The sequence below is a fragment of the Aeromonas simiae genome (assembly GCF_000820125.1).
Classification (GTDB): Bacteria; Pseudomonadota; Gammaproteobacteria; order Enterobacterales; family Aeromonadaceae; genus Aeromonas; species Aeromonas simiae.
The window spans coordinates 1-21,181 of record NZ_CDBY01000043.1 but is presented as its reverse complement, the minus strand read 5'-3'; the positions used below and the strand labels follow the sequence as shown (position 1 = coordinate 21,181).

Annotated in this window: 19 protein-coding genes; 14 read left to right on the top strand and 5 right to left on the bottom strand. The window is 62.7% G+C overall.

The window, feature by feature from the left end; genetic code table 11:
• Nucleotides 1-23 precede the first annotated feature (23 nt).
• The 3 genes from BN1134_RS07365 to BN1134_RS07355 form a co-directional block, all read right to left on the bottom strand.
• Entirely contained in the window at nucleotides 24-557 is a 534-nt protein-coding gene (locus BN1134_RS07365; RefSeq protein ID WP_042046283.1) for a hypothetical protein, read from the bottom strand.
• A complete protein-coding gene (gene paeA / locus BN1134_RS07360; RefSeq protein ID WP_042046282.1) occupies nucleotides 558-1,886 on the bottom strand; it encodes a polyamine export protein PaeA in 1,329 nt (442 codons plus the stop codon). It abuts the gene before it with no gap.
• 135 nt (nucleotides 1,887-2,021) lie between these two features.
• Complete coding sequence (locus tag BN1134_RS07355; RefSeq protein ID WP_042046344.1) at nucleotides 2,022-2,891, bottom strand: flagellar protein MotY; 870 nt, start codon at nucleotides 2,889-2,891, stop codon at nucleotides 2,022-2,024.
• Between the two features lie 141 nt (nucleotides 2,892-3,032).
• Here BN1134_RS07355 and rnt point away from each other — a divergent pair, with 141 nt between their 5' ends.
• Nucleotides 3,033-3,686: a ribonuclease T gene (rnt, locus tag BN1134_RS07350; protein ID WP_042046281.1), complete on the top strand. Its 654-nt coding sequence runs from the start codon at nucleotides 3,033-3,035 to the stop codon at nucleotides 3,684-3,686.
• 88 nt (nucleotides 3,687-3,774) lie between these two features.
• On the opposite strand, the gene BN1134_RS07345 is transcribed toward rnt, so the two are convergent.
• Nucleotides 3,775-5,118, bottom strand: a complete 1,344-nt coding sequence (locus BN1134_RS07345) for a potassium channel family protein (RefSeq protein ID WP_042046280.1) — start codon at nucleotides 5,116-5,118, stop codon at nucleotides 3,775-3,777.
• 149 nt (nucleotides 5,119-5,267) lie between these two features.
• Between BN1134_RS07345 and BN1134_RS07340 the strand changes: the two genes are divergently transcribed.
• The 8 genes from BN1134_RS07340 to BN1134_RS07305 all read left to right on the top strand — a co-directional run bounded on the left by BN1134_RS07340 (nucleotide 5,268) and on the right by BN1134_RS07305 (nucleotide 14,616).
• A complete protein-coding gene (locus BN1134_RS07340; protein ID WP_042046278.1) occupies nucleotides 5,268-5,777 on the top strand; it encodes a YqhA family protein in 510 nt (169 codons plus the stop codon).
• Nucleotides 5,778-5,886: 109 nt separating this feature from the next.
• Nucleotides 5,887-6,336: a hypothetical protein gene (locus BN1134_RS07335; RefSeq protein WP_042046277.1), complete on the top strand. Its 450-nt coding sequence runs from the start codon at nucleotides 5,887-5,889 to the stop codon at nucleotides 6,334-6,336.
• A 3-nt stretch (nucleotides 6,337-6,339) separates the two neighbouring features.
• Complete coding sequence (locus BN1134_RS07330) at nucleotides 6,340-9,234, top strand: NHL repeat-containing protein (protein WP_042046276.1); 2,895 nt, start codon at nucleotides 6,340-6,342, stop codon at nucleotides 9,232-9,234.
• On the top strand, nucleotides 9,234-10,067 hold the full coding sequence (locus BN1134_RS07325; protein ID WP_042046275.1) for an FTR1 family iron permease: 834 nt from the start codon (nucleotides 9,234-9,236) through the stop codon (nucleotides 10,065-10,067). Before BN1134_RS07330 ends, BN1134_RS07325 begins: the two co-directional genes overlap by 1 nt.
• A gap of 10 nt (nucleotides 10,068-10,077) precedes the next feature.
• On the top strand, nucleotides 10,078-11,502 hold the full coding sequence (locus BN1134_RS07320; protein WP_042046274.1) for an FAD-dependent oxidoreductase: 1,425 nt from the start codon (nucleotides 10,078-10,080) through the stop codon (nucleotides 11,500-11,502).
• A gap of 22 nt (nucleotides 11,503-11,524) precedes the next feature.
• Nucleotides 11,525-12,079 (top strand): hypothetical protein, encoded by a 555-nt coding sequence (locus tag BN1134_RS07315; RefSeq protein ID WP_042046272.1) that lies wholly within the window; start codon nucleotides 11,525-11,527, stop codon nucleotides 12,077-12,079.
• Nucleotides 12,076-13,422, top strand: a complete 1,347-nt coding sequence (locus BN1134_RS07310) for a hypothetical protein (RefSeq protein WP_198133152.1) — start codon at nucleotides 12,076-12,078, stop codon at nucleotides 13,420-13,422. The genes BN1134_RS07315 and BN1134_RS07310 overlap by 4 nt, the downstream gene beginning before the upstream one ends.
• Before the next feature lie 18 nt (nucleotides 13,423-13,440).
• Entirely contained in the window at nucleotides 13,441-14,616 is a 1,176-nt protein-coding gene (locus BN1134_RS07305) for a Bcr/CflA family multidrug efflux MFS transporter (RefSeq protein ID WP_042046271.1), read from the top strand.
• 64 nt (nucleotides 14,617-14,680) lie between these two features.
• On the opposite strand, the gene BN1134_RS07300 is transcribed toward BN1134_RS07305, so the two are convergent.
• Nucleotides 14,681-15,148: a DUF4357 domain-containing protein gene (locus tag BN1134_RS07300; RefSeq protein ID WP_042046270.1), complete on the bottom strand. Its 468-nt coding sequence runs from the start codon at nucleotides 15,146-15,148 to the stop codon at nucleotides 14,681-14,683.
• 193 nt (nucleotides 15,149-15,341) lie between these two features.
• Here BN1134_RS07300 and BN1134_RS07295 point away from each other — a divergent pair, with 193 nt between their 5' ends.
• The 5 genes from BN1134_RS07295 to BN1134_RS18860 form a co-directional block, all read left to right on the top strand.
• Nucleotides 15,342-16,022 (top strand): ABC transporter ATP-binding protein, encoded by a 681-nt coding sequence (locus BN1134_RS07295; RefSeq protein ID WP_042046268.1) that lies wholly within the window; start codon nucleotides 15,342-15,344, stop codon nucleotides 16,020-16,022.
• A 21-nt stretch (nucleotides 16,023-16,043) separates the two neighbouring features.
• Nucleotides 16,044-18,470, top strand: a complete 2,427-nt coding sequence (locus BN1134_RS07290) for an ABC transporter permease (protein ID WP_042046267.1) — start codon at nucleotides 16,044-16,046, stop codon at nucleotides 18,468-18,470.
• Nucleotides 18,467-19,534: a lipocalin-like domain-containing protein gene (locus BN1134_RS07285; RefSeq protein ID WP_042046266.1), complete on the top strand. Its 1,068-nt coding sequence runs from the start codon at nucleotides 18,467-18,469 to the stop codon at nucleotides 19,532-19,534. The genes BN1134_RS07290 and BN1134_RS07285 overlap by 4 nt, the downstream gene beginning before the upstream one ends.
• Nucleotides 19,535-20,116: 582 nt before the next feature.
• The gene (gene kwaA, locus BN1134_RS07280) at nucleotides 20,117-20,725 is read left to right on the top strand and encodes an anti-phage protein KwaA (RefSeq protein WP_042046264.1); all 609 of its coding nucleotides are present in this window, start codon (nucleotides 20,117-20,119) and stop codon (nucleotides 20,723-20,725) included.
• Nucleotides 20,718-21,181: hypothetical protein (locus BN1134_RS18860; RefSeq protein WP_198133151.1), on the top strand; the 464-nt coding region annotated here is incomplete at its 3' end. The genes kwaA and BN1134_RS18860, both read left to right, overlap by 8 nt.

Genomic DNA, 21,181 nt, shown 5'->3' with positions numbered 1-21,181 from the left:
GGGGGCCGCAGCCCCCTGTCGGATCAGCGACCCGCCATGACCTGCTTGATGCGCGCACTCCAGTGCCGCACCTGGCCATGTTGCGGCAGGCTCTGCCAGATCTGCTGGAAACGGGCGTCGCTCATGGCGCCCATCCGGGCCTCGAGGCCAGTTCGCAGGTATTGCTGGGCGGTGCTGATGGCACGCCCCGAGGTGAGAAAGCGCGCCACCGGGTCGGTCAGGCGCACATCGCGCAGCCCCAGCATGGGGTAGTCGTTGTGTACCGCCCCCAGCATGGTCTCACGCAGCGCCGAGTCTACATAGCCGCGGGCAAACAGGGCCTTGGCCGACGCCAGCGAGCCCTCTGCCGGCCCCTGATATTGCTCGTCGAAGCTAAAGCGCTCCACCGCCTCGGTTTGCACCTTGGCATTGGGGTCGGGGCGACTGACGACCGGCGCCGGCTCGGCCTTGGCGACAGGTTTGGCCGGCGCCGTGGCCGGTTTCTGGCTGCAAGCGGTGACGAGCAGGCCGGTGGCGATAAGCAGCAGGCGCTGCCCTTTGGAGAGCGTGACGTGCATTTACTCTTGTTCTCCTTGCTCCCCGTTACTGGCGGGGGAGAGAGGTTCAACCCGGGTCACCAACAGCTGATCCACCTTGTAGCTGTCGATGTCCACCACTTCAAACTTGTAGCCGGCATAGGTCACCGAGTCGGTTCGCTTCGGGATCTTGCGCAGCATAAACATGATGAAACCGGCGATGGTTTCGTAATTTTGGGAATCGGGGAACTCCTCGATGTCAAACGAGCGCATCACGTCCGAAATCGGGGTGACCCCATCGACCAGCCAGGAGTGATCGTCACGCTGGACTATCTGCTCCTCCACCACGTGGGTCGCCCACTCGCCCATGACGGTGCTCATCAGATCGTTCATGGTGACGATCCCGACCACCAGGGCGTACTCGTTCATCACCACGGCAAAGTCACCACGATGGTTCTTGAAGTACTCCATCGCCTCATACAGGGTCAGGGTGTCGGGGATGATCAGCACGTTATGCACCAGGGAGTCACCCTTGAACTCGATGCTCTTGTTGTTGATGACGCGGATCAGCAGCTCCTTGGCATCCACCACCCCCTTGATGCTGTCGAGGTTCTTGTCACACACCAGGAACTTGTTATGGGGATGCTCGGCAATCTTGGCCTTGATGCTCTCTTCACTCTCTTGCAGGGTGAAGTAGATGAGGCTCTCGCGCGCCGTCATGGCCGAAGTCACCGAAAGAGATTGCAGCTCAAACACATTCTCGATGAGCTGCTGCTCCTCGCGCTGCAACACACCGGCCTCGGCCCCTGCATCGACCAGGGCGAAGATGTCGTCCGAGGTGATCTCATCGTTGCGCACGGTGGAGATGTGCAGCAGCTTGAACAGGGAGTTGGCAACCCCGTTGAAGATCCACACCAGGGGGCGCAGCAGCACCACCATGAAGATCATCGGCTTGACGATGCGCACCGCGATCTGCTCGGGGAAGCTCATCGCCAGCCGCTTGGGCATCAGATCCGCGATCAGGATGAAGCTGCCGGTCACGAACACGAACGAGAGTATCGAGCTCAGCTCGCCGAGCCAGGGCCCTTGGTAAAACTCGAAGACCAGTTCGCGAAAGGCAGGATTGAGGGCCGACTCGCCCAGCACACCGGCCAAAATAGCCACTGTGTTGAGACCAATCTGCACCACGGTGAAAAAGTTACCCGGCTGGGCTTGCAGATCCAACACCTTCTGGGCGTTGCGGTGGCCCTCATCGGCCATGACCTGCAATTTGATCTTGCGTGAAGCCGCAAGGGATATTTCAGAAAGGGAGAAGAACACGCTGCCGATGATCAGCAACGCCAGCATAAAAAGACCGTCAACAAAACTCATGATCTACCTATTGAGTAAGAGGCGAACCGCATGGGTGCCTGACGGCACCGACGCGGCAAGCGCCCCGGAGGCGATATAGTAGCAGAAAGAGATGACAGATTGGACAGAGGAGGCAAAAACAGGGGAGAGAGGGGATCAGATGTTGCTGCTGCGATCGAGGGAGATGACCACTCGGCGGTTCTTGGCGCGCCCCTTCTCCGTGTCATTCGAGGCCACATGCTGCTTCTCGCCATGCCCCTCCACCGCTATCTTGCCCGGCTCCAGCCCCAGACCGGTAAAGAAGGTCTTGATCGCCTCAGCCCGCTTTTCCGATAACTTCTGGTTGGTCCAGCGTCCCCCATAGCTATCGCTGTAGGCATTGATGACCACCACATCGATGCTGGGATCGGCCTTGAGGTAATCGCCAATCATGGCGAGACGGCGGCGCGAGGCCGCCGAGAGGCGATCGCTGTTCTTCTCATAAGTGAGCATGCTAAACGCGATGTCACTAAAGCTGTAGGGCAGCAGGCTGCTCATGCAATCCATGAAGGCCTGGTACTTGACCCGGAAGTTGACCGAGGAGAGGGAGACCCGCACCGCCCTGTCCTGGCGATACCAGTCGCGGTACTGGAAGGTCGGCATGCGCCCCCCCTCCAGCTCATCGAGCATGGTCCATGCCGTCTGGCCGTTAACCAGGCCGTTGAACTGCTGATAAAAGCGCAGCTGGGCTATCTCACGCCCGGCCACCCCTGGGCGCCATGTTGGCGGCATGGAGCCCAGCGTCACCGCCTGGGTGCGCGCCTGAGGGCGCTGGCCATGCAGCTCGAAATCGAGGTTGATGCGATTGCCCGCGCGGGCCACGAACATGCCGGTGCCCCAGCTCGGGATCGGGTGCTCAAGGCGGCACTCCACCTGGGTATCCGAGGTGAGGCGCCAGACGGATTGATCCAGACCGGCACCGAATTCGGTCACCCCGGCCTGTAGCGGCCCTGCCGCCAGCACTATCAACCAACCCGCGTATTTCACCTGATGCGCTCCCACTGCCGTTCCTCACGCTGTATCGGCGCCACCGGTCACTTCTTTAGCCTTTCTCTGCCGGCTATCCGGCGCGACAAGCTGCGCCGTTTTTGCCATAATGCCGCCTCGTTTTCTGCCAGCTGAGATCCCATGACCGAGCCAGTTCACACCCTCAAGGGACGCTTTCGCGGCTTCTATCCCGTCGTCATCGACGTGGAGACCGCCGGTTTCAATGCCCGTACCGATGCCCTGCTGGAGATTGCCGCTTGCACCCTCAAGATGGATGCCGACGGCTGGTTGCTGCCGGATCAGATGTTTCACTTCCACGTTGAACCCTTCGAGGGGGCCAACCTCGAGAAGGCGGCGCTCGATTTCACCGGCATCGATCCGTTCAATCCCCTGCGCGGCGCAGTCAGCGAGAAAGAGGCGCTGACCGAGATCTTCAAGGGGATCCGCAAAGGCATGAAGGAGAGTGACTGTGGCCGCGCCATCGTGGTGGCCCACAACGCCACCTTTGATCATGGCTTCGTGATGGCCGCAGCCGAGCGCGCCGGGCTCAAGCGCAATCCATTCCACCCCTTCGCCACCTTCGACACCGCCGCCCTCTCCGGGTTGGCGCTGGGTCAGACCGTGCTGGCCAAGGCGTGCCAGAGCGCCCGCATCCCCTTCGACAATAAAGAGGCGCACTCGGCCCTGTATGACACGGATCGCACCACCGAGCTGTTCTGCCACATCGTCAACCGCTGGAAGGCGCTCGGCGGCTGGCCACCGGCCCCCTGCAAGACAGACGCAGACGAGGAATAAAAAACGGGAGCCAAGGCTCCCGTTGTTATCTCCACCATGTCAGCGCCGTGCGTCTTGCCCGACGCGCCAGGCGGCGTCCGCGCCAGCCTCAATACTGCTTGGTCTTGGAGGCAAAGCCCGCCAGAAACAGCCCCATCAGCACCATGCCGCTTAAGGCTTCACAGGCCGACAATAGCTCGAGCCAGGTCGATGTCTGGGAGATGTCGCCATACCCCAGGGTGACAAAGGTGACGATGCTGAAATAGAGCGAGCGCCCCGCATGCAGATAGGTGGTCGATGAGGGGGAGGCAAAATAGGCCAGAGTCGCCGCCAAGATCACGCCCAGCGAGATAAACAGGCTGCGCTCCGGTCGCTCGCCAAAGCCCCAGGTGACATAGCTGGTCAGTTTGGCCAGATAGCGCAGCCAGCAGTAGCTTGAGGTCAGCCACTTGCGGGGCAGGCTCTGACGCAGCCAGGTCTCCTTGTAAAGGGCGCCGGGGGTGCGATAAGCCTTCATTTCGCACTGCTTCTCCAGGTAGTAATACTCCCCTGCCTCCACCACGTTGCCGACGCTTGAGAGCAGCCGCTTGGCATTGCGGTAATAGCGGCTGGCATCGCTGTAGTTGGGCTTGCCATGGGGGCGGTACTGGATGGCGATCTCCTCCAAGCTGGTGTGCTCGAGTGTCGCGTCAAAAAACTCCCCATACACCTCGAAGTACTTGAGCACCGCGCGCGAAGAGTGAAAACGCAAGTCCCTGCACTCGAAACGGCAATCTTGAAAGATACCATCGATCAGGGCCAACTCACGTTTTTGCGAGCCGTTGCGATGATCCCACAAGAAGGTGTCGAAAAAATCGAGCCCCGACACGCCGCCATGGATCTGCGTCCCCTTGGCCGAGCAGTGCCAGAGATAGATGGGCGAATTGTTGATGGCGCCGCGCAGCACCAGATCGTCCATGGAGGTAAAATCGAGCAGTCGCCCCGACACCACCGGCTCGCTCAGCTCGACGCCGCCGATATTGAGCAAGGGGTGCTGGCCGAGCACCAGCGCCTCACCGCGCCCGTTGGTGGTAATGGTCAGCAGCTGGCGGATCTGGTTGGCGGCCTTGTCACCATGTTGACCACGAAACCAGAGCAGATAGGGCAGAAAGGTGCGCTCGCTGGCGATGAGGCCGCTTTTACGCAAGGAGGCCAGCATGGTCGAGCCCGTGCCGTGCAAGCGCCAGCGATCGTCGCTCTTGTAAAGACACAGGCTCAGCGGATCGGTGGCGCTGATGAAGCGGGCGATCCCCAGCCGGAAGATGATCTCTTTCTCAAGCTGCTGCTGGGAGAGCCAATCGGAGAAATAGGGCAGCGAGCTCTCGAGCAAGCCCCAGATCACCGGGTAGTCGTGCTGACGGCGCCATTCGTTGAACTGCTCCGGCGTCAACTCCCACAAATCTTGTGCGTTCATGTTTCCTCTCGAGGCGATGTGGCGGCAAGGCGCCGGACAGGATACTCATGATAGCCAAATGCGTATACTGGTAAACGGCCCAGCGCCGCACCACCGCCCATCGAGTGCGGCCCGCCGCCACCTCATGTCGTCACACAAAGAGAGTCCCCATGCGTCGCTTCAACCTCATCCTTAACGGCAGCCGCCTGATGATGTTCCCCTTTTACCTCTCCATGCTGCTGTGCGTGGCCCTGCTGATGGTCAAGTTCGGCATCAAGCTCTTTGAGCTGTGCGTCAACATCGTCACCCTCCCCTTTCTGGATCTGCTGATCGGCGTGCTGACCCTGGTGGATTTTGTGCTGGTGGCCCAGATGTTGATCCTGGTGGCCCTGTGCGGTTACGTGCAATTTATCAAGAGTCCGCAGGAGCGCGCTTCACTGGGCGACAACTGGCTCTATCACATCAACTTCGCGTCATTAAAGCTCATCGTCATCAACTCGCTGGTGACCATCGCCGGCATCGAAGTGCTCAAGGCCTTTCTCGAAGAGGGCACCATGAACCAGACCGAGATGAAGTGGTCGGTGATCGTCTTTCTCGCCTTCTCCACCGCCGCCCTCATCTATGCCGTCACCGAGCGGCTGGCCGAGCACAAGAGCGACACCAAAGAGGAGTCCCACTGAGCTCGATATTCAGCTCGGATTCATTTATTTGTAAGTGATAATACTTTTCATTGAGCTTTCCCCCTTGTAAACTGCGCCCACCCGGTACCTGACCGGGCTGGAGCTTTTGATGGACGTGCAGACCTTCTCCCCCCGCAACTTCTGGAACTGGCTCGCCTGGCACCATAAGACGGCCGAGGCGCTGCTCTATCTCATGTTCTTCTCCGGCCTGCTATTGTGGGAGCCTCTCACCCCGGTCTGGGGCGTGGCGCGCTGGAACCTGCTGCTGCACCTGCTGCTCTCCCTCTCCCTGTTTCCCCTCTGGTTTGGTGCCTTCTGGCTGTCGCACCGCCGCCTGCTGCTGCGCAGCCACAAACCGTTTTTGCGCACCACGGGCCGCACCATCGAGCTGCTGTTGCTGCTGTGCGTGGGCAGCGGCCTGCTGCTGGTGCTACACGGCACGCCGGGCGATCGGCTCGGCGCCGTCGCCAGCTGGCTGCACTGGGCCAGCACCCTGGCCCTCACTCCTCTGGTGCTGCGCCACGCCTGGCGCTGGACCGTGCTGCGTCTGCGAGCCTGATCCATGCGAATGCTGCTTTCCCTGCTAACCCTGCTGTTTGCCTCCTCCCTTTGCGCCCAGACCATGAGCGCCGGCCTGATTGGGGATGCCGACACCCTCTATAGCGCCAACCTGGCGGCCGGCTCGGTGAGCCGGGTGGCCAAGGCCGACGGGCGCCTCTTGGCCGAGACCACCTTGGGCGGCGATCTGCGCCAGCTCGCCCAGGGGCGCGATGGCCGGCTGCTGGTCTCCGATCACAGCGGCGATCGCCTGCTGCTGCTGGGAAGCGATCTGACCCTCAAGCGCACCATCCACACCGATCATCGCCCCTACGGGGTGCTGTTTGACCCGCAGCGCAACTGGTACTGGGTCACCCTGTTCGAGGCGGGCCGGCTGCAAGCCTATGACCAAGCGGGGGAGCGGGTGCTCGATGCCCCCACGCTGGAGACCCCGCGCGGGCTGGCGCTGACCGACGATGGCCGCCTGCTGGTGACCCACGCCATGACGGGGCAGCTCTCCATCTACGCCCTCGGCCCCCACCCCATCACCGCGCTGCCGACCCCAACCGTCATCACCCTGGCCGAGACCCGCAGCGACACCGCCACCGACTCGCAAGGGCTGCCGCGCCTGATCGACTCGATTGCGCTCTCACCGGATGGCCGCGAGGCCTGGCTGCCCCACGTGCTGTGGAGCTTTAACCACCCGTTCCAGTTCCAAAGCAGCGTCTTTCCGGCCATCTCCATCGTCGATCTCGACACCCAACGCGAGCGGGTGGAGGAGCGCAAGCAGCTCTTCTTGCAGATCAATCTGCCCAATGTGGGCAACCGCAGCCAGATTGTCTCCAACCCCTACGCGGCCCGCTTCGCTCAGGATGGGCGCAAGGTGTTCGTGACCCTGGCGGGCTCGGAGGATCTGCTGGTGTTTGATCTCTCGCGCAGCGGCAAGCAAAACAGCAACCGCCACCGGCGCAAGAAATTCCAGGGCGGCGCCAAGGCAACCCAGCTGCTGCGCCACCTGCCAGGGCAGAACCCGCGCGATCTGCTGCTCGATGGCGAGCACATTTATGTGCACAATGCCATGGGCCAGGATCTCACCCGGCTTGCCACCGGTGGCGGAGCCCCGTTTGCCCGGGTCACGGTGGATGTGCCCCACTTCGCCAAGCTGGTCACGCACGATCCGCGCCCGGCGGCGCTGGTGCGCGGCGAGCGGCTCTTTCATCTGGGCAACACCGCCGCCAACCCGCGCTTTCCCATGGCGGGGGATAACTGGATGAGCTGCAACTCCTGCCACCTCGACGGGTTCAACTTCACCAACCGCGCGCTGATGGCGGCGCACCGCCAGCGCAGCGCGACCAATGCGGTGAACGGTCATGCCAACCTGATGAACATGGTGGCCGGGGATGTGGTGGGCGAATACCTGCGCATGAGCCAGCAGACCCAGGGGGGCATGGGCCACGATCCCCGCGATGGGGCCGAGCCGGTCGACCCGGCCCGCCCGCAGCCCGAGGTCAAGGCCATGATGGAAGATCTGCACGCCTTCGTTACCCACGACGGCAACCTGCCCTATCTGGCTACCTGGCTGCGCCTCGACGCGCCGCGCACCCACCCGGACAAAGCCCCGCTGAGCCACCCGACACAGTGGCTCAACTCCGCCTCCTGCCAACACTGCCACGCCGAGGCCTTCGCCGACTGGAGCGACTCCAACCACCGCCTGATGGGCAACTCCCACCCCTACTACAAGGTGGTGCAGGCGCTGGCGCGCGAGAGTGAGGGCGAGGAGTTTGGTCAGTGGTGCCAGGGCTGCCACATGCCCCAGCAGGTGCTGACCGGGCAAAAAGCGCTGCCCGCCACCAGCCACATGTTAGAGAAGGGGGGAGCCTCGCTCATCGCCGCCCATCAAGCGGGCGAGAGCGTGGTGGAAGAGGGCACTGGGTGTCTTTTCTGCCACCGCATCACCCGGCTCGAAGACGCCGGCGGCAACGCCGCCGTCACGGTGAATCTCGACGATCGCGAGCGCTACGTCTTTGAAGATGCCCCGGGCGGGAGCGTGCGCCACTGGCTGGCCGAGCGGCAGATCAACGCCCGCCCGGCGGCCCACAAGGCGTCGTACCAGCAGGATTTCTATCGCGATGCCGCCCTGTGCAAGAGCTGCCACAACGAGTTCGCCCCCGGCAGCGGCGCCAACATCGTCAACACCTGGGAGGAGTGGGCCAGCTCCCCCTATGCCACCAGCACTCAAATGGAGGAGCGGCGCACCTGCATCGACTGCCACATGAGCCCCGAGCCCGGCAACGGCGGGGCGGCGGTGCCCGGTCGCTCCACCGAGAATGGGCCGCAAAAGGCGCGTCTCTACCGCCACAACTTTACCGGCGCCCAGCACCAGCTGGTGGGGCTGCGCAATGGCCAGCTCGAGGCCGAAAGCCTGGCCCTGCTCAAATCCAGCGCGGCGCTCAGCGCCCATCTGGAAGCGGGCAATCTGGTGGTGCGGGTCAGTAACGTCGGCGCCGGCCACGCCCTGCCGACCGGGGTCGCCGATTTTCGCGAGCTGTGGCTCGAGTTGACCGTCAAAGATGCAGCCGGCCAGATCGTGCTTGCCAGCGGCCAACCGGTCGATGGGGCCGTGCCAGAGGAGGCCCACATGTTTCGCAAGGTGTTCGGGGATGCCGATGGCAAGCCGGTGGGGCTGAAGTTCTGGCGCTACGCCACGCTGCTGGACGATACCCGCATCCCCGCCAAGGGGTGGCGCGACGAGCGCTATCCGCTGCCGGCGGCCGTGACGGGCCCCTTGCACGTCGAGATCAAACTTAACTTTCGCACCTACCCGAAGTGGGTGAGCGATGCGGTGCGCGCGGCCGAGCCGGCCCTGCCCGAGCCGCCGATCGTGACCCTGAACCGCCTGCAACTGACACTGGAGTCCTGATGTTTGCAAGTTTTCTCATCACATTGCGCGAAGGGCTCGAAGCCTTTCTGCTGGTGGGCATCTGCCTCTCTTACCTCGCCAAGCTGGGGGCCAGCCGCTACAACCACTTCGTCTATCTGGGGGTCGCGGTGGGGCTGATCGCCTCGCTGGTGGTGGCGTTTCTGTTTCAGGTGGTGGTGAGCCAGTTCGAGAGCGAGCGCTACAACCACCTGCTGATGGCGGGGATCTTGCTCTTTGCCACCCTGGTGCTCACCTACATGGCCATCTGGATGCAAAAACAGGCCAAACAACAGGTGGGGGCCATGACCGCCCGCATCGACGCGGCTGTGAGCAGCGGCGACGTGTTTGGCCTCGCCTTTCTGGCCTTCCTGGCCGTGATGCGCGAGGGGTTCGAGACCGTGCTCTTCTTCTCGGCCCTGCTCTATTCGGGGCAAGGGGTGGAGCTGGGCTCCGGGCTTGCCGGCGCCCTGGCCGGCCTGCTGCTCTCGGTGGCGCTGGTGTGGCTGCTGCTGCGCTCCACCCGCAAGGTGGCGCTGGCCCCCTTCTTTCGCTGGAGCGGGCTACTTATCATCATCATCGCCGCCGGGCTGCTCTCATCGGCCATCAACATGCTGCAAGCGGCCGGGGTGATCGATTTTTGGCGCGAGCCGGTGTTTAACATCAGCCACGTGCTCGACGATCAGGGGGTGTTCGGCACCTTCCTGCGCGCCCTGTTTGGTTACAACGCCTCGCCGGCCGGCTTGCAGCTGACGGTGTGGGGCGCGTATCTGCTCATCTTCATCACCCTGTGGCATCGGGGTTATCGTCAACACGCGCGCCGGCTCGGCGCCTGAGTATCGTTTCATGCAATCACACACCCCCAAGCGGGTCGCCGTCCTCGGCGGCGGCCCGGCCGGCCTGATGGCCGCCTGGCGCCTGCTACAGGCCGGTTTTCACGTCACCTTGCTCGAGCAGGAGGCCGCCGTGGGCGGCATGTGCGCCACCCAGACCTTTCAGGGTCAGGAGGGGGAGTACCGCTTCGATTACGGCGGCCACCGCTTCATCACCAAAAACCCCGAGCTGCTCGCCTTTATCGACGAGCTGATGGGCGATGATCTGCTGCACGCCGAGCGAAAGAGCGTGATCCGCTTTGGCGGGCGCACCTATGACTACCCCCTGAGCCTTGGCAACCTGCTACGCACCGCGCCGCTGCCACTGATGGCCGGGGCGCTAAAAGATCTGCTGCTGCTCCCCTTTGCCAAGAAACCCACCGATTTTGCCAAGGCCAGCTTTGCCGAGTGGATCCAGGCCCACTTCGGCCGCACCCTCTATCGCCAGTTTTTCGAAGGCTACACCGGCAAGCTGTGGGGCATAGATCCGGCGCGCCTCTCCGCCGACTGGGCCGGGCAGCGCATCAGCCTTATCGATCTCAAAGACGTGGCACGCCGCCTGCTGCCGCGCCGGCAAGGGCGCGTGTCGGTGCGCACCTACGCCCGCAAGTACCGCTACCCGCGGCTGGGCTTTGGCCAGATCTACACCCGCCTCGGTGAGCGGCTCGTCGCCGAAGGGTGTACCCTCATCACCCAGGCTAGGGTCACCGGGCTGGTGCGAGCGGGCAACCGCCTGAGCCAAGTGCGCTGGGAGCAAGGCGGCAACACCTGCGAGCAGGCGTTTGATTGGGTCATCTCGACCCTGCCCTTGCCGGTCACCTGCGCGCATCTTGGCGTATCGTGCGATCTGCACTACCGCAGCCTGCGCTTTGTGAACATGCCGCTGGCTCAAGAGAACCTGTCAGACAACACCTGGCAATACCTCTCGGACCCGCACATACTCGCCACCCGCTTGCAGGAGCCGCGCCGGCGCAGCCCCTTCATGGCCCCGGCCGGCAAGAGTTCGGTCATGCTGGAGATCCCCTGCAACGTGGGCGATGAGACCTGGAATGCCCCCCTGCCGGCGCTGCGCCAGCGGGTGAGCCAGGATCTGGCTAGCCTCGGCGTCGACACGGCCCGCCTCGGCCACGAGACGTTCGAGGCGCGCAGCGAATACGCCTATCCCCTGATGGATCTCGGCTACCAGGCGCGGCGCGATCGCGCCATCCAGGCCCTGATGCCGATAGAGAACCTCATCATGGCCGGGCGGCAGGGGACGTTTCGTTACATCTTCACCGACACCGCCATGGAGATGGGGCTGATGGCCGCCGACATGGTGGTGGATGGGATAGACAGGCGCCACGCCATCTTCAATCATCGCAACGAGAACACGGTGATCGAGACCCAGAGCGTGGCCTGATCCCTTATCAAGGAGAGACCCAATGCAACGACGACTGCGCAGCGCAGCCCTGCTCGCCGGCGTGCTGCTGGCCAGCCACCCCGCTTTCGCCTACTCCTACGCCGCCGCCGGCAAGGAGCCACTCATCGACGCCCGCGAGCTGCTGCTCAAGGGGGGCAGCGACGGCGCCCAGAGCCTCAATGAGATTGACGACGAGCTGGCCTACCTCGAAGAGCACCACAAGGTGGCCCTGCGCGCACCGCTCAAGGCGGCCGTGGCGGCAGGCAACAGCGACGAGGTGACCACCCTGCTCAACCGCGCCTACCGCGCCGAGATCGAGCGCCGCCTGGAAGGGGCGCGTCAAAACCTCGGTGACTACCAGAGCGCCAAGGTGCTGGTGGTCAAATCCAAGCGCTTTCTCGATCTGGTGTTACCGGCGCTGGGCGAGGCCGAGCGCAAGGCGGCCGATCAGGGGATCAGTGACGCCCTCAAGGCGATCGGCAACCCCGGCGTGTTCGGGGTGGGCGCCGCCCCAGCTGACGAGGCCGCCTTCAAACAGGCCGAGGCGGCCCTGATGCAGGCGCTCGCCGGCTTGTGAGCGAAAGGGTCACGCGCCGCACCTGGCTGCCACTTGCCCTGCTGCACCTGCTCTGGACGGGGTGGTTACTCACCTACCCCGTCTCTCTTGATTCGGACGATGCCCTCAACTTTGCTCACGGGGTGGTGCGCTTTAGCGTGCTGGAGTTCGCCCCCCACTTCCCCGGTTACCCCGCCTTTATCGCCCTGGCGCGCTTAGTCAACCTGTTTGCCCCCTCCCCCGAGGCGGCGGTGCAGTGGGCGGCCCTGCTTGGCAGCGCCGGTATTGCGCCGCTCGGCGCCTGGCTCACTGTGCGCCTGTTTGATGCGCCCCGCCTGCTGGCCCCGCTCTGGCTGGCCCTGCTGGCCCTGCCGCTGACCCCGGCTCTGGCGCTCTCCGGCCTCTCGGACGGGCCGGCACTGGCCGCCTGGCTGGCGGCGCTCCTCGCCCTCACCCATGGCCGCGCTGCGCTCGCCGGCCTGCTGCTCGGGCTGCTGCTGGCCCTTCGCCCCTCGTACGCCGCACTCATGGCGCTGCCCCTGTGGCTGTTGTGGGCGCCGCCCACGGCGTGGGGGCTGGGCCAAGCCCCTTGGCGCCGCGCCCTGCCGCCTTTTGTTCTGGTCGGCCTTGGCTGCCTCGCCTTTGTCTGGCAGGCCGACGGCGCCGCCTACTTCAGCGAAGGGGCGCGCTTTACCAGCGGCCACTTCACCTTGTGGGGCAACACCGCCAGCGCCCACGCCAGCCGGCTGGTGAGCTGGTACTTACGCTTCAATCACGAGTTCACCCCGCTTTGGCCCCTGCTGCTGTGGCCCCTGTGGCGCGGTGCCAGCCAGCTTGCCCCGGCGCTGCGCCTGCCGATCACGGCAAGCTGGCTGCTCTTGCTCGGCTGGACACTCATGGCGCAAAACCCGGACAATGCCCGCCATCTGGCGCCGCTCGCCCTGCTCTCGCTCGTGCTTATCGCCGCGGCTACGCCGCCCCGCATCATGGGGCTCATCGCTCTGCTGGTGCTGGGCATGAGCTGGCGCCAACCGGCCCCCAGCCCCAGCGCGCAGGCGCTCACCGTGGCCAGCCGTGAATGTCACACGCTGGTGACCCACTGGGGGGTGCGGCTGGCCCGCGAGCAGACCACGCTGCCCGTGGTGGATGCCTGGTATCAGGGCGATGCCGAGCGGGCGCTGGCACGCGGCGCCTGCCGCCTCAGCCGCTCGGCGCCCCGCCCCGGCAAGGGGCAGGTATGGCACTTCTCACGCCTGCCGGCCGAGCCCGCACTCTGGCTCAGCGTGTTACCCTCGTCACAAAAGCAGGCGGCGCCAAGTCCCTTCGCTGTTACACTGCAAGGGCGCCCTGCCCCCCTTCCCTGATTGGCTATTTGGAGTTTTATGACCCCCTCTCATCGTTACCTCTTTCTGCTGCTCGGCGCCCTGGCCGGCCTCACCCCGCTCGCGGTCGACATGTACCTGCCGGCCATCCCCTCGCTGGCGCGGGATCTCGCCACCAGCATCGACGGCGCCCAGCTCACGGTGAGTGCGTTTCTGGGCGGGTTTGCCGTCGGTCAGCTCTTCTACGGGCCGCTTGCCGACAGTTTCGGCCGCAGGCCGGTGATCCTCACCGGCCTTATCATGTTTGCTATCGCCTCGGTGGGCTGCGCCCAGGCCGATACCCTGGCCGAGCTGCTCGCCTTTCGCATGCTGCAAGCCGCCGGCGGCGCCGCCGGCTCTGTGGTGGTCAACGCCCTGCTGCGGGATCTGTTTGAGAAAGAGGCCTTCTCGCGCGCCATGTCGTTTGTCATCCTGGTGATGACCCTGGCGCCGCTGGCCGCCCCCATCCTGGGTGGCTACATCACCACCCATGGCAGCTGGCGCCTCATCTTCTGGCTGCTGATGGCGGTGAGTCTCACCATCGCCCTGGCGATGCGTTGCACCATCCCCGAAACCCTCAAACCCGAGCACAAGCAGCCCCTGCGCCTGGGGCGGGTGCTGAGTAACTACGCTGGGGTGCTGACCAACCCGCGCGCCATGGGGTACGTGCTCTCGGGGGCCTTCGCCAGCTCCGGCATGTTCGCCTTTTTAAGCGGCTCGCCCTACGTCTACATCGAGTATTTCGGCGTGCCGACCGAGCACTACGGCTGGCTGTTTGGCCTCAACATCCTGCTGATGATGGTGGTCACCTTCGTCAACAGCCGGCTGGTCAAGGGGGTGGGCTCGGAGGGGATGCTGCGCTACGGCCTCATCGTGCTGCCGCTGGCTGGCTTGCTGCTCATCTACACCAGCTGGAGCGGTGTCGGCGGCCTGTGGGGGGTGGTGATCCCTGTGGTGCTCTACGTGGGTCACATCAGCCTGGTGGGGGCCAACGCCATGACCGGCCTGCTCGGCCACTTCCCACAGACCGCCGGCACCGCCTCGGCACTGGCCGGCACCTTGCGCTTTGGCGTCGGGGCCATAGTCGGCGTGCTGGTCAATCTGGTGCCCCCCACCTCACCGCTGCCGATGGCGCTGAGCATCGCCGGCTGCGGCCTGCTGGCCGCCCTGAGTTACTGGCTGCTGGCCCGCCGTTAAGCGGTTATCGCCAGCAAAAAGGGGAGCCGATGCTCCCCTTTTGTGTATGTTCAGGCCTTAACCCCTACTCTTTTTTGCCAAACCCCGACTGCTTCAGGGTGTGACCGCTGCTGTTGTGCCAGGCATCGAGGCCGCTGCGGTTGTTACCAGCCACCAGGCTGGCGGCCAGGCTCGGGCTGTTGAAGAGGTGATCCTGGGTAAAGCGATACCCTTCGCCGTGACGCTCTAGCACCTCTTTGCCGAGCAGCTCGGCGCGCAGCTCCACCACCGCCTCGCGCAGTGAGGCGGCATCTTCGCCGTTAGCGGTAGAGCCCGCCAGCACCATGAAGCCGGGGCTGTGACGTTTGCCCACCGGGTAGCCTTGCGCCTCGGCGCCCTTGACGGAGAAGTGGTAGATCTCGCGCTCCCCCGGACGGCTATCGGACAAGGCCCTTTGCAGCGCCATCAACTCCTCGTAGATGTCGATGGGCACCACGGCTGCCTGCTTGTTTCCCTTGCCATCGACGATGAAATTGACCTGCTTGTGTAACATCCTTGCCATCCTCTGTGTCACGATGCCCTATTCTACCCAGCTTTGACGAGCAGGTTCCAGACAGGATCCTGCCCCGTTTTGCTGCCGTGATCACTAACTGGCCTGTTTGATCAACGACGAGAGGTGTTGATCATGGCTGGCCGTGATAGCGTAAACCACCGGACAATATCATTGACCATCAAGCGGTTACTTCATGTTGAACCTGCGCAACCTCAGTAAACGCTTCGCCAACGGCGGCGAGACGCTCCCCCTGTTTGAGGGGCTGGATCTCACGCTCAACGCCGGCGAAACCTGCCTGCTGCTGGGGCAAAGCGGCTGTGGCAAATCCACCCTGCTCAGCCTCATCGCCGGCCTCATCGCCCCGGACGAGGGGGAGATCTGGCTCGGCGAGACCCGCCTCGACACCCAGCCAGCCGACGAGCGGGCCCGGCTGCGCGGGCGCCATTTCGGCATCGTCTATCAGGATTTCAACCTGCTGCCGACCCTGACGGTGGCCGAGAACCTCGCCCTGCCGCTTCAGATAAACCAGCAGCCCCAAGACGACGCACGCCTCGATGCCCTGCTCGCGCGCCTTGGCATGAGCCACAAGCGCCACGCCTGGCCGGAGCAGCTCTCTGGCGGCCAGCGACAGCGGGTGGCGCTGGCCCGCGCCCTCATCCACCAACCGACGTGGCTCTTGGCTGACGAGCCCACCGGGAGCCTCGATGAACACAACGCCGAGCAGGTGATGGCCCTGATGATGGCGGCGGTGCGGGGTACTGGCGCTGGCCTTTTGCTGGTGAGCCACAACCCGGGCTACAGCGACCTGGCAGATCGGGTGCTGCGCCTTGAAGGGGGACAGCTGGTCGAGCTCAAGGGGCGCCGCCATGGCTGACGCCCGCCGGGGGGCCCGCTGATGCTGCCGCTCAAGGCGCTGCTGCGCCTCTATCGCGCCCACCCCTGGCTGCTGTTGATGAGCCTGGCCGGACTGACCCTGGGGGTCACCCTGGTAGTGGCCATCGAGCTCTTAAACCACAGCGCCCGCACCAACTTTGTCGCCGCCCGCAGCCAGCTCGCCGGGGAGGCCAACTACCGGCTGGCCCCCCAAGGCGGGCTGGATGAACGGCTCTATGTGCAGCTGGTGCGCAGTCAGCCGAACCTTGACGCCATGCCAGAGCTGCACGCCTGGCTCAAAGACGAGCAGGGGCGCAGCTTCCAGCTCTTGGGAATGGATCTGTTCAACCCCGGCCCCCTGCGCCGGCTGTTTGGTGCCACTCGAGAGAGCGAGCCCGATTTTTCCCTCAGTCGCACCGACAGCGTCTGGCTGACCGCCCCCGAGGCCAAGCGCCTTGGCTGGCAAGCGGGCCAGTCGCGAACCTTTGTATTGGGCGATGAGAAGCCGCGCCCTCTCACCCTCACTCTGGCGGGCACCTTCGAGCCCGGCGCCGTCCCCATGGAGCGGCTGCTGGTGACCGACATCGGCCTCGCCCAGCCCCTGCTTGGCAAGGCAGGAAGGCTCGATCGCATCGTCTTTAAACTCAGCGAGCAAGAGGCCACCGCCGTGCAACGCGCCTTGCAGGCCGCGCAGGGAGCCGGGCTCGCCGCTCACCCCTTGTGGCTTGAGCCCATCAGCCCGGCCCTCGATGCCAGCCAGCTCGGGGATGCGCTGGCGCTGAACCTCACGGCGCTTTCCCTGCTCGCCATGGCGGTGGGATTGTTTTTGGTGTTCAACGCCCAGCGCTTCGTGCAGAGCGTGCGCCGCCCCCTGCTCGCCCAGCTCATCATCCTCGGCATGGCGCCGCGCCGGGTGCTGCGCTGGCTCATCGTGGAGCTCTCTCTCCTCGCCACCCTCGGCTCCCTGCTCGGGCTGCTGCTGGGGAGCCTGCTGGCCCTCACCCTCATGGGGCAGCTCACCCAGGCGCTGGCCGATCTGTATGGCCCCAATCCCATCGACCTGCTGCGCCTCTCCCCCGCGAGCCTTGCCAAGGCGCTGGTGCTCGGCTTGGCTGGCACGCTCGCCGCCAACCTCCCCGGCTGGTGGCAACTGCTGCGCCAATCCCCCCTTGAGCTGCGAGAGGGCAACAGCCGCCCATCGGCTCACCCCTGGCAACGCCGGGGGCTCGCCCTCGCCATCTTGCTGCTGTGCACGCTCTGTCTGTGGCGGCCTGAAACGGGGCTTGGCGGCGCCCTCTTCGTGGCCGGCGGCTGGCTGCTCGCCATGGCCCTCCTCCTGCCCGATGCCCTTCGCTCCTTGCTGAGGCGGCTGCGCGCACGCGGCCCCCTCACCGCCCGGCTCGGGGTGGCCGAAACCCTCTATCACTTAGATCGCACCGCCATCGCGGTGATGGCGCTGCAACTGGCCATTGCGGCTGCCATCGGTATCGGGGTCATGGTGTCGAGCTTTCGCTCAAGCGTGGAGCTCTGGCTCGGCCAGCGTCTGGCTGCCGATCTCTATGTCACCGCCCCCAAGGGGGTGGCGGGCCGCAAGGGCGCCTTGAGCGAGCAGACGCTGACCGCCATCCTCACCGCGCCGGAGGTGAGCGCCGCCTCCCGCCGCGCCGTGCTCCCCGCCCGCTGGCAGGGGCAGCCCATCGAGTGGGCGCAGATGGACTTTATCCCCGAGCTCAACGCCGCCTATCCCCTGCTGGCCGGGCGCTGGCCCGCCGCTCCCGACGAGGTGCTGGCGAGCGAACCGCTCACGGTGCGCCTCGGGGTCAGGGTGGGCCAGCGTCTCAATGTAACCGGCGAGCAGGGGCCGAGGCGGCTTACCGTTACCGGCGTCTATCAGGATTACGGCAGCGACAAGGGGCAGATACTGCACGCCTTCGAAGGGGGCGCCGTGCAATCCCTCGCCCTCTTCAGCCCAGATCCCGAGCGCCTTGGCGACAGGCTCAGGGGGCAGTTGGGCGAGCAGGTGAACCTGTTGCCCGCCCCCGCCATCCACGCCGCGGCGCTTAGGGTGTTCGATCAGACCTTCGTGGTGACCGAGCTATTGAAACTGCTGATCCTGGGGATCGCCTTCGTCGGCATCGGCTCGGCCTTTATGGTGCTGGGGCTGGCCCGGCGCGGCGAGTTGCAGACCCTGCAAAGCCTTGGCCTGAGCCCACGCCACTGCCGCCGCCTGCTGGTGTGGCAGGGGGCGGGCTTGGGGCTGCTCACCGCATTGTTGGCCCTGCCGGTGGGCTATGGCCTTGCCTGGGTACTGATTGAGGTGGTCAACCCCCGCGCCTTTGGCTGGCGGCTGGCCTTCGAGGCCGCCCCCCTGCACGCCGTCACGGCGCTCCTGCTGGCGCCGGTCTGTGGCGCGCTCGCCTCCTGGTACGCCGCAAGGAGAGTGGTATGAAAACATTTAATATCTGGTCGCTGGCACTGATCTGCACCCTGTATGGCACCGGGATCGGTGCCAACGATCTGGGCGCCATCCTTGGCGGCGGCAACGATCACTTCAAAAAGGCCCTGCCGGGCCAGCCCATCAACCTGCCCGCGGATCACGGCGCCCACCCCGACTACCGCTCCGAGTGGTGGTATCTCACCGGCAACCTCAAAGACGAGCAGGGACGCGACTACGGCATGCAGTGGACCCTGTTTCGCCAAGGTATCGAGCAAACCGTCAAGTCGGATAACCCCTGGCTCACCCCCCAGCTCTGGCTGGCCCAGTTCGCCATCACGGATGTGAGCAAAGGCAGCCACCAGCAGGACGAGCGCTCCAGCCGCCAGGGGCCGGGGCTCGCCGGTGCCGGCGGTGGTCAGTATTGGCTCAAAGAGTGGGTGCTGGCCTCCCAAGGAGAATCGCTTTTTCCCGCCACCCTCAAGGTGCAGAGCAAGGCGGGGGATCTTGATGTAAAGGTGAGCGCCGCCAAGCCCGCGGTGCTGCAAGGCAAAGCGGGTTACAGCGAGAAGAGCCCGGGCAACGCCTCGTTTTACTACTCCTACCCGCGCCTGACCATCAGTGGCACCCTGACCCTGGATGGGGAGACCCGCAACGTCAGCGGTGAGGGGTGGTTTGATCACGAGTGGAGCAGCTCGGTATTGGCCCAGTGGCAATCGGGCTGGGACTGGTTTTCGCTCCAGTTTGACGATGGCCGCGAGCTGATGCTGTTTCGCCTGCGCACCAAATCGGGACGTACTGAGCCTGAGAACCGCTACGGCATCCTGATTGAGCAGGACGGCAGCAACCGGGTGCTGAATTCTGAGCAGATCCGCCTCACCCCCGGCAAGACCTGGCGCGGCCCCAAGGGGCAGCCCTACCCCGTCGAGTGGCAGCTTAAGGCCGGGGCTCTCAACCTCCGCATTCAGGCTCGACAGCCTAATCAGGCCATGACGGGGCGCTTTGACTACTGGGAGGGGGCGGTCTTAGTCTCGGGAGACGCCAAGGGCGTCGGCTATCTGGAGATGACCGGCTACTGAGCCTTACCCCTGACCGCCATCGCGGCTGAGCAGGTTCGACTCATAGATGTCAGCTTTGGCGAGTGCTTGGCGATGCAGATAGCCACCTTCTAACTGTCACAGGCGGACAGGGCGGCGGCAAGCATGGTTTTGTGGTGCATTCAATCGCCGCTGAATTTACTGGAGGAAGGGTTCGCCGGTCGACGCAAGATCTGTAACCAGCTGTTACAAGGCATTGATGAGCAAGAGATAACACATGACTTGCTTGACCGGGCGGTGCAGCAACAAGAAGAGAGGCCACCTTCCCTCCTCCCGTTTCTCTCGACCGTTTCACGTCAAAATCTGACCGCCATCAAGATTTCATTCAAATCCCACGGTTCGGCTGTGTTTTTACTCAACAAGACTAGTCAGCGTTTGATAGGCTACCCATCCAGCCCTTAGAGCCCCAAAGGAAGCCAAGATATAGCGATGGTTTACATCTCTTCAATCCGCTTAGAAACAACTCGTTGGGTGCTGAAAATTGTACGGCAGCAATCCAATTTGATGGCAAATTTATTATTAAATATAGTGACATTATGTTAAGGAATAAGTAAGAGGCTGGATATGAATACTAAGGAGAAGATAAAGCTTTATATTCTTTCACTTATGTTCCTATTTGTTATGGTGATTTTTTTATCCATGAATATAGAACCTCCGCCTTCAGATAGTGAACTTAAATATAACATCGCCATATATTATATATTATATATTATATATTATATATTATATAATTGGCTTCCTATATTGATGCTTTTCGCCATCATATATTGTGAATTTATAAGGCGTGAATTTGACTTTGAACTTAATGGCAGTGCTAGTGACAGTTTATTGGTCATTAATTGCAAAAGTGAAAACTATGAGCATTTAAGCTTCTTAGCCACATATATTGTTCCATTTGCAGGGCTCAATTTTGATTCTCCACTTAAGCTGCTTGCTTATTTATTCTTATTGGTTGTGATAGGTATAATCTTTGTTAGGACTGATAAGTATTATACAAACCCCACACTATCTATTTATGGATACAAGTTATACAGGGCCACCTTGGCCGATCATGTAAGCCATTACCATTCTGTAATCGTAATAACAAAACATGATTTAAAAAAAGGGCAGAACATTGCCTATAAGTTTATCTCAGAAGATGTATGCTTTGCTAGGAAAATAAATAATGACTAGAGACGACATTAAAGTTGACATGAAGAAAATTCTGGACGCATGTACAGGGATTAAAGTTTTCTTTATTGATGATGATAATAACGAACTATATGATTCAGATATTGAAAGTGAAGGGTTGGATGAATTTATGATTGGCTTTGTCAATGATCTGAAAAGCAGATTCACTGACAACGAGAAACTTTCAATTCCAAACCTATCTAATGCCGATGATCGAAAGAATGCACTTTATTATTTTGATTTTGATGAGAGAATTCATGAGTTCAATTATTTAGACAAAGTTAATGACATGCAAGCCAATAAAATTATTGGCAAATACCAAGTTAAAAGCAAAGGTCTGTCAAGTATTAAAGCTGTCGTCATAAGACTGAAAGGAAATGATGGGGACGTAATTTCATTTTATCAGTACATACATAGAACAGCTCTATGGACTTCGGGGAACCTGATTACCCATGACCC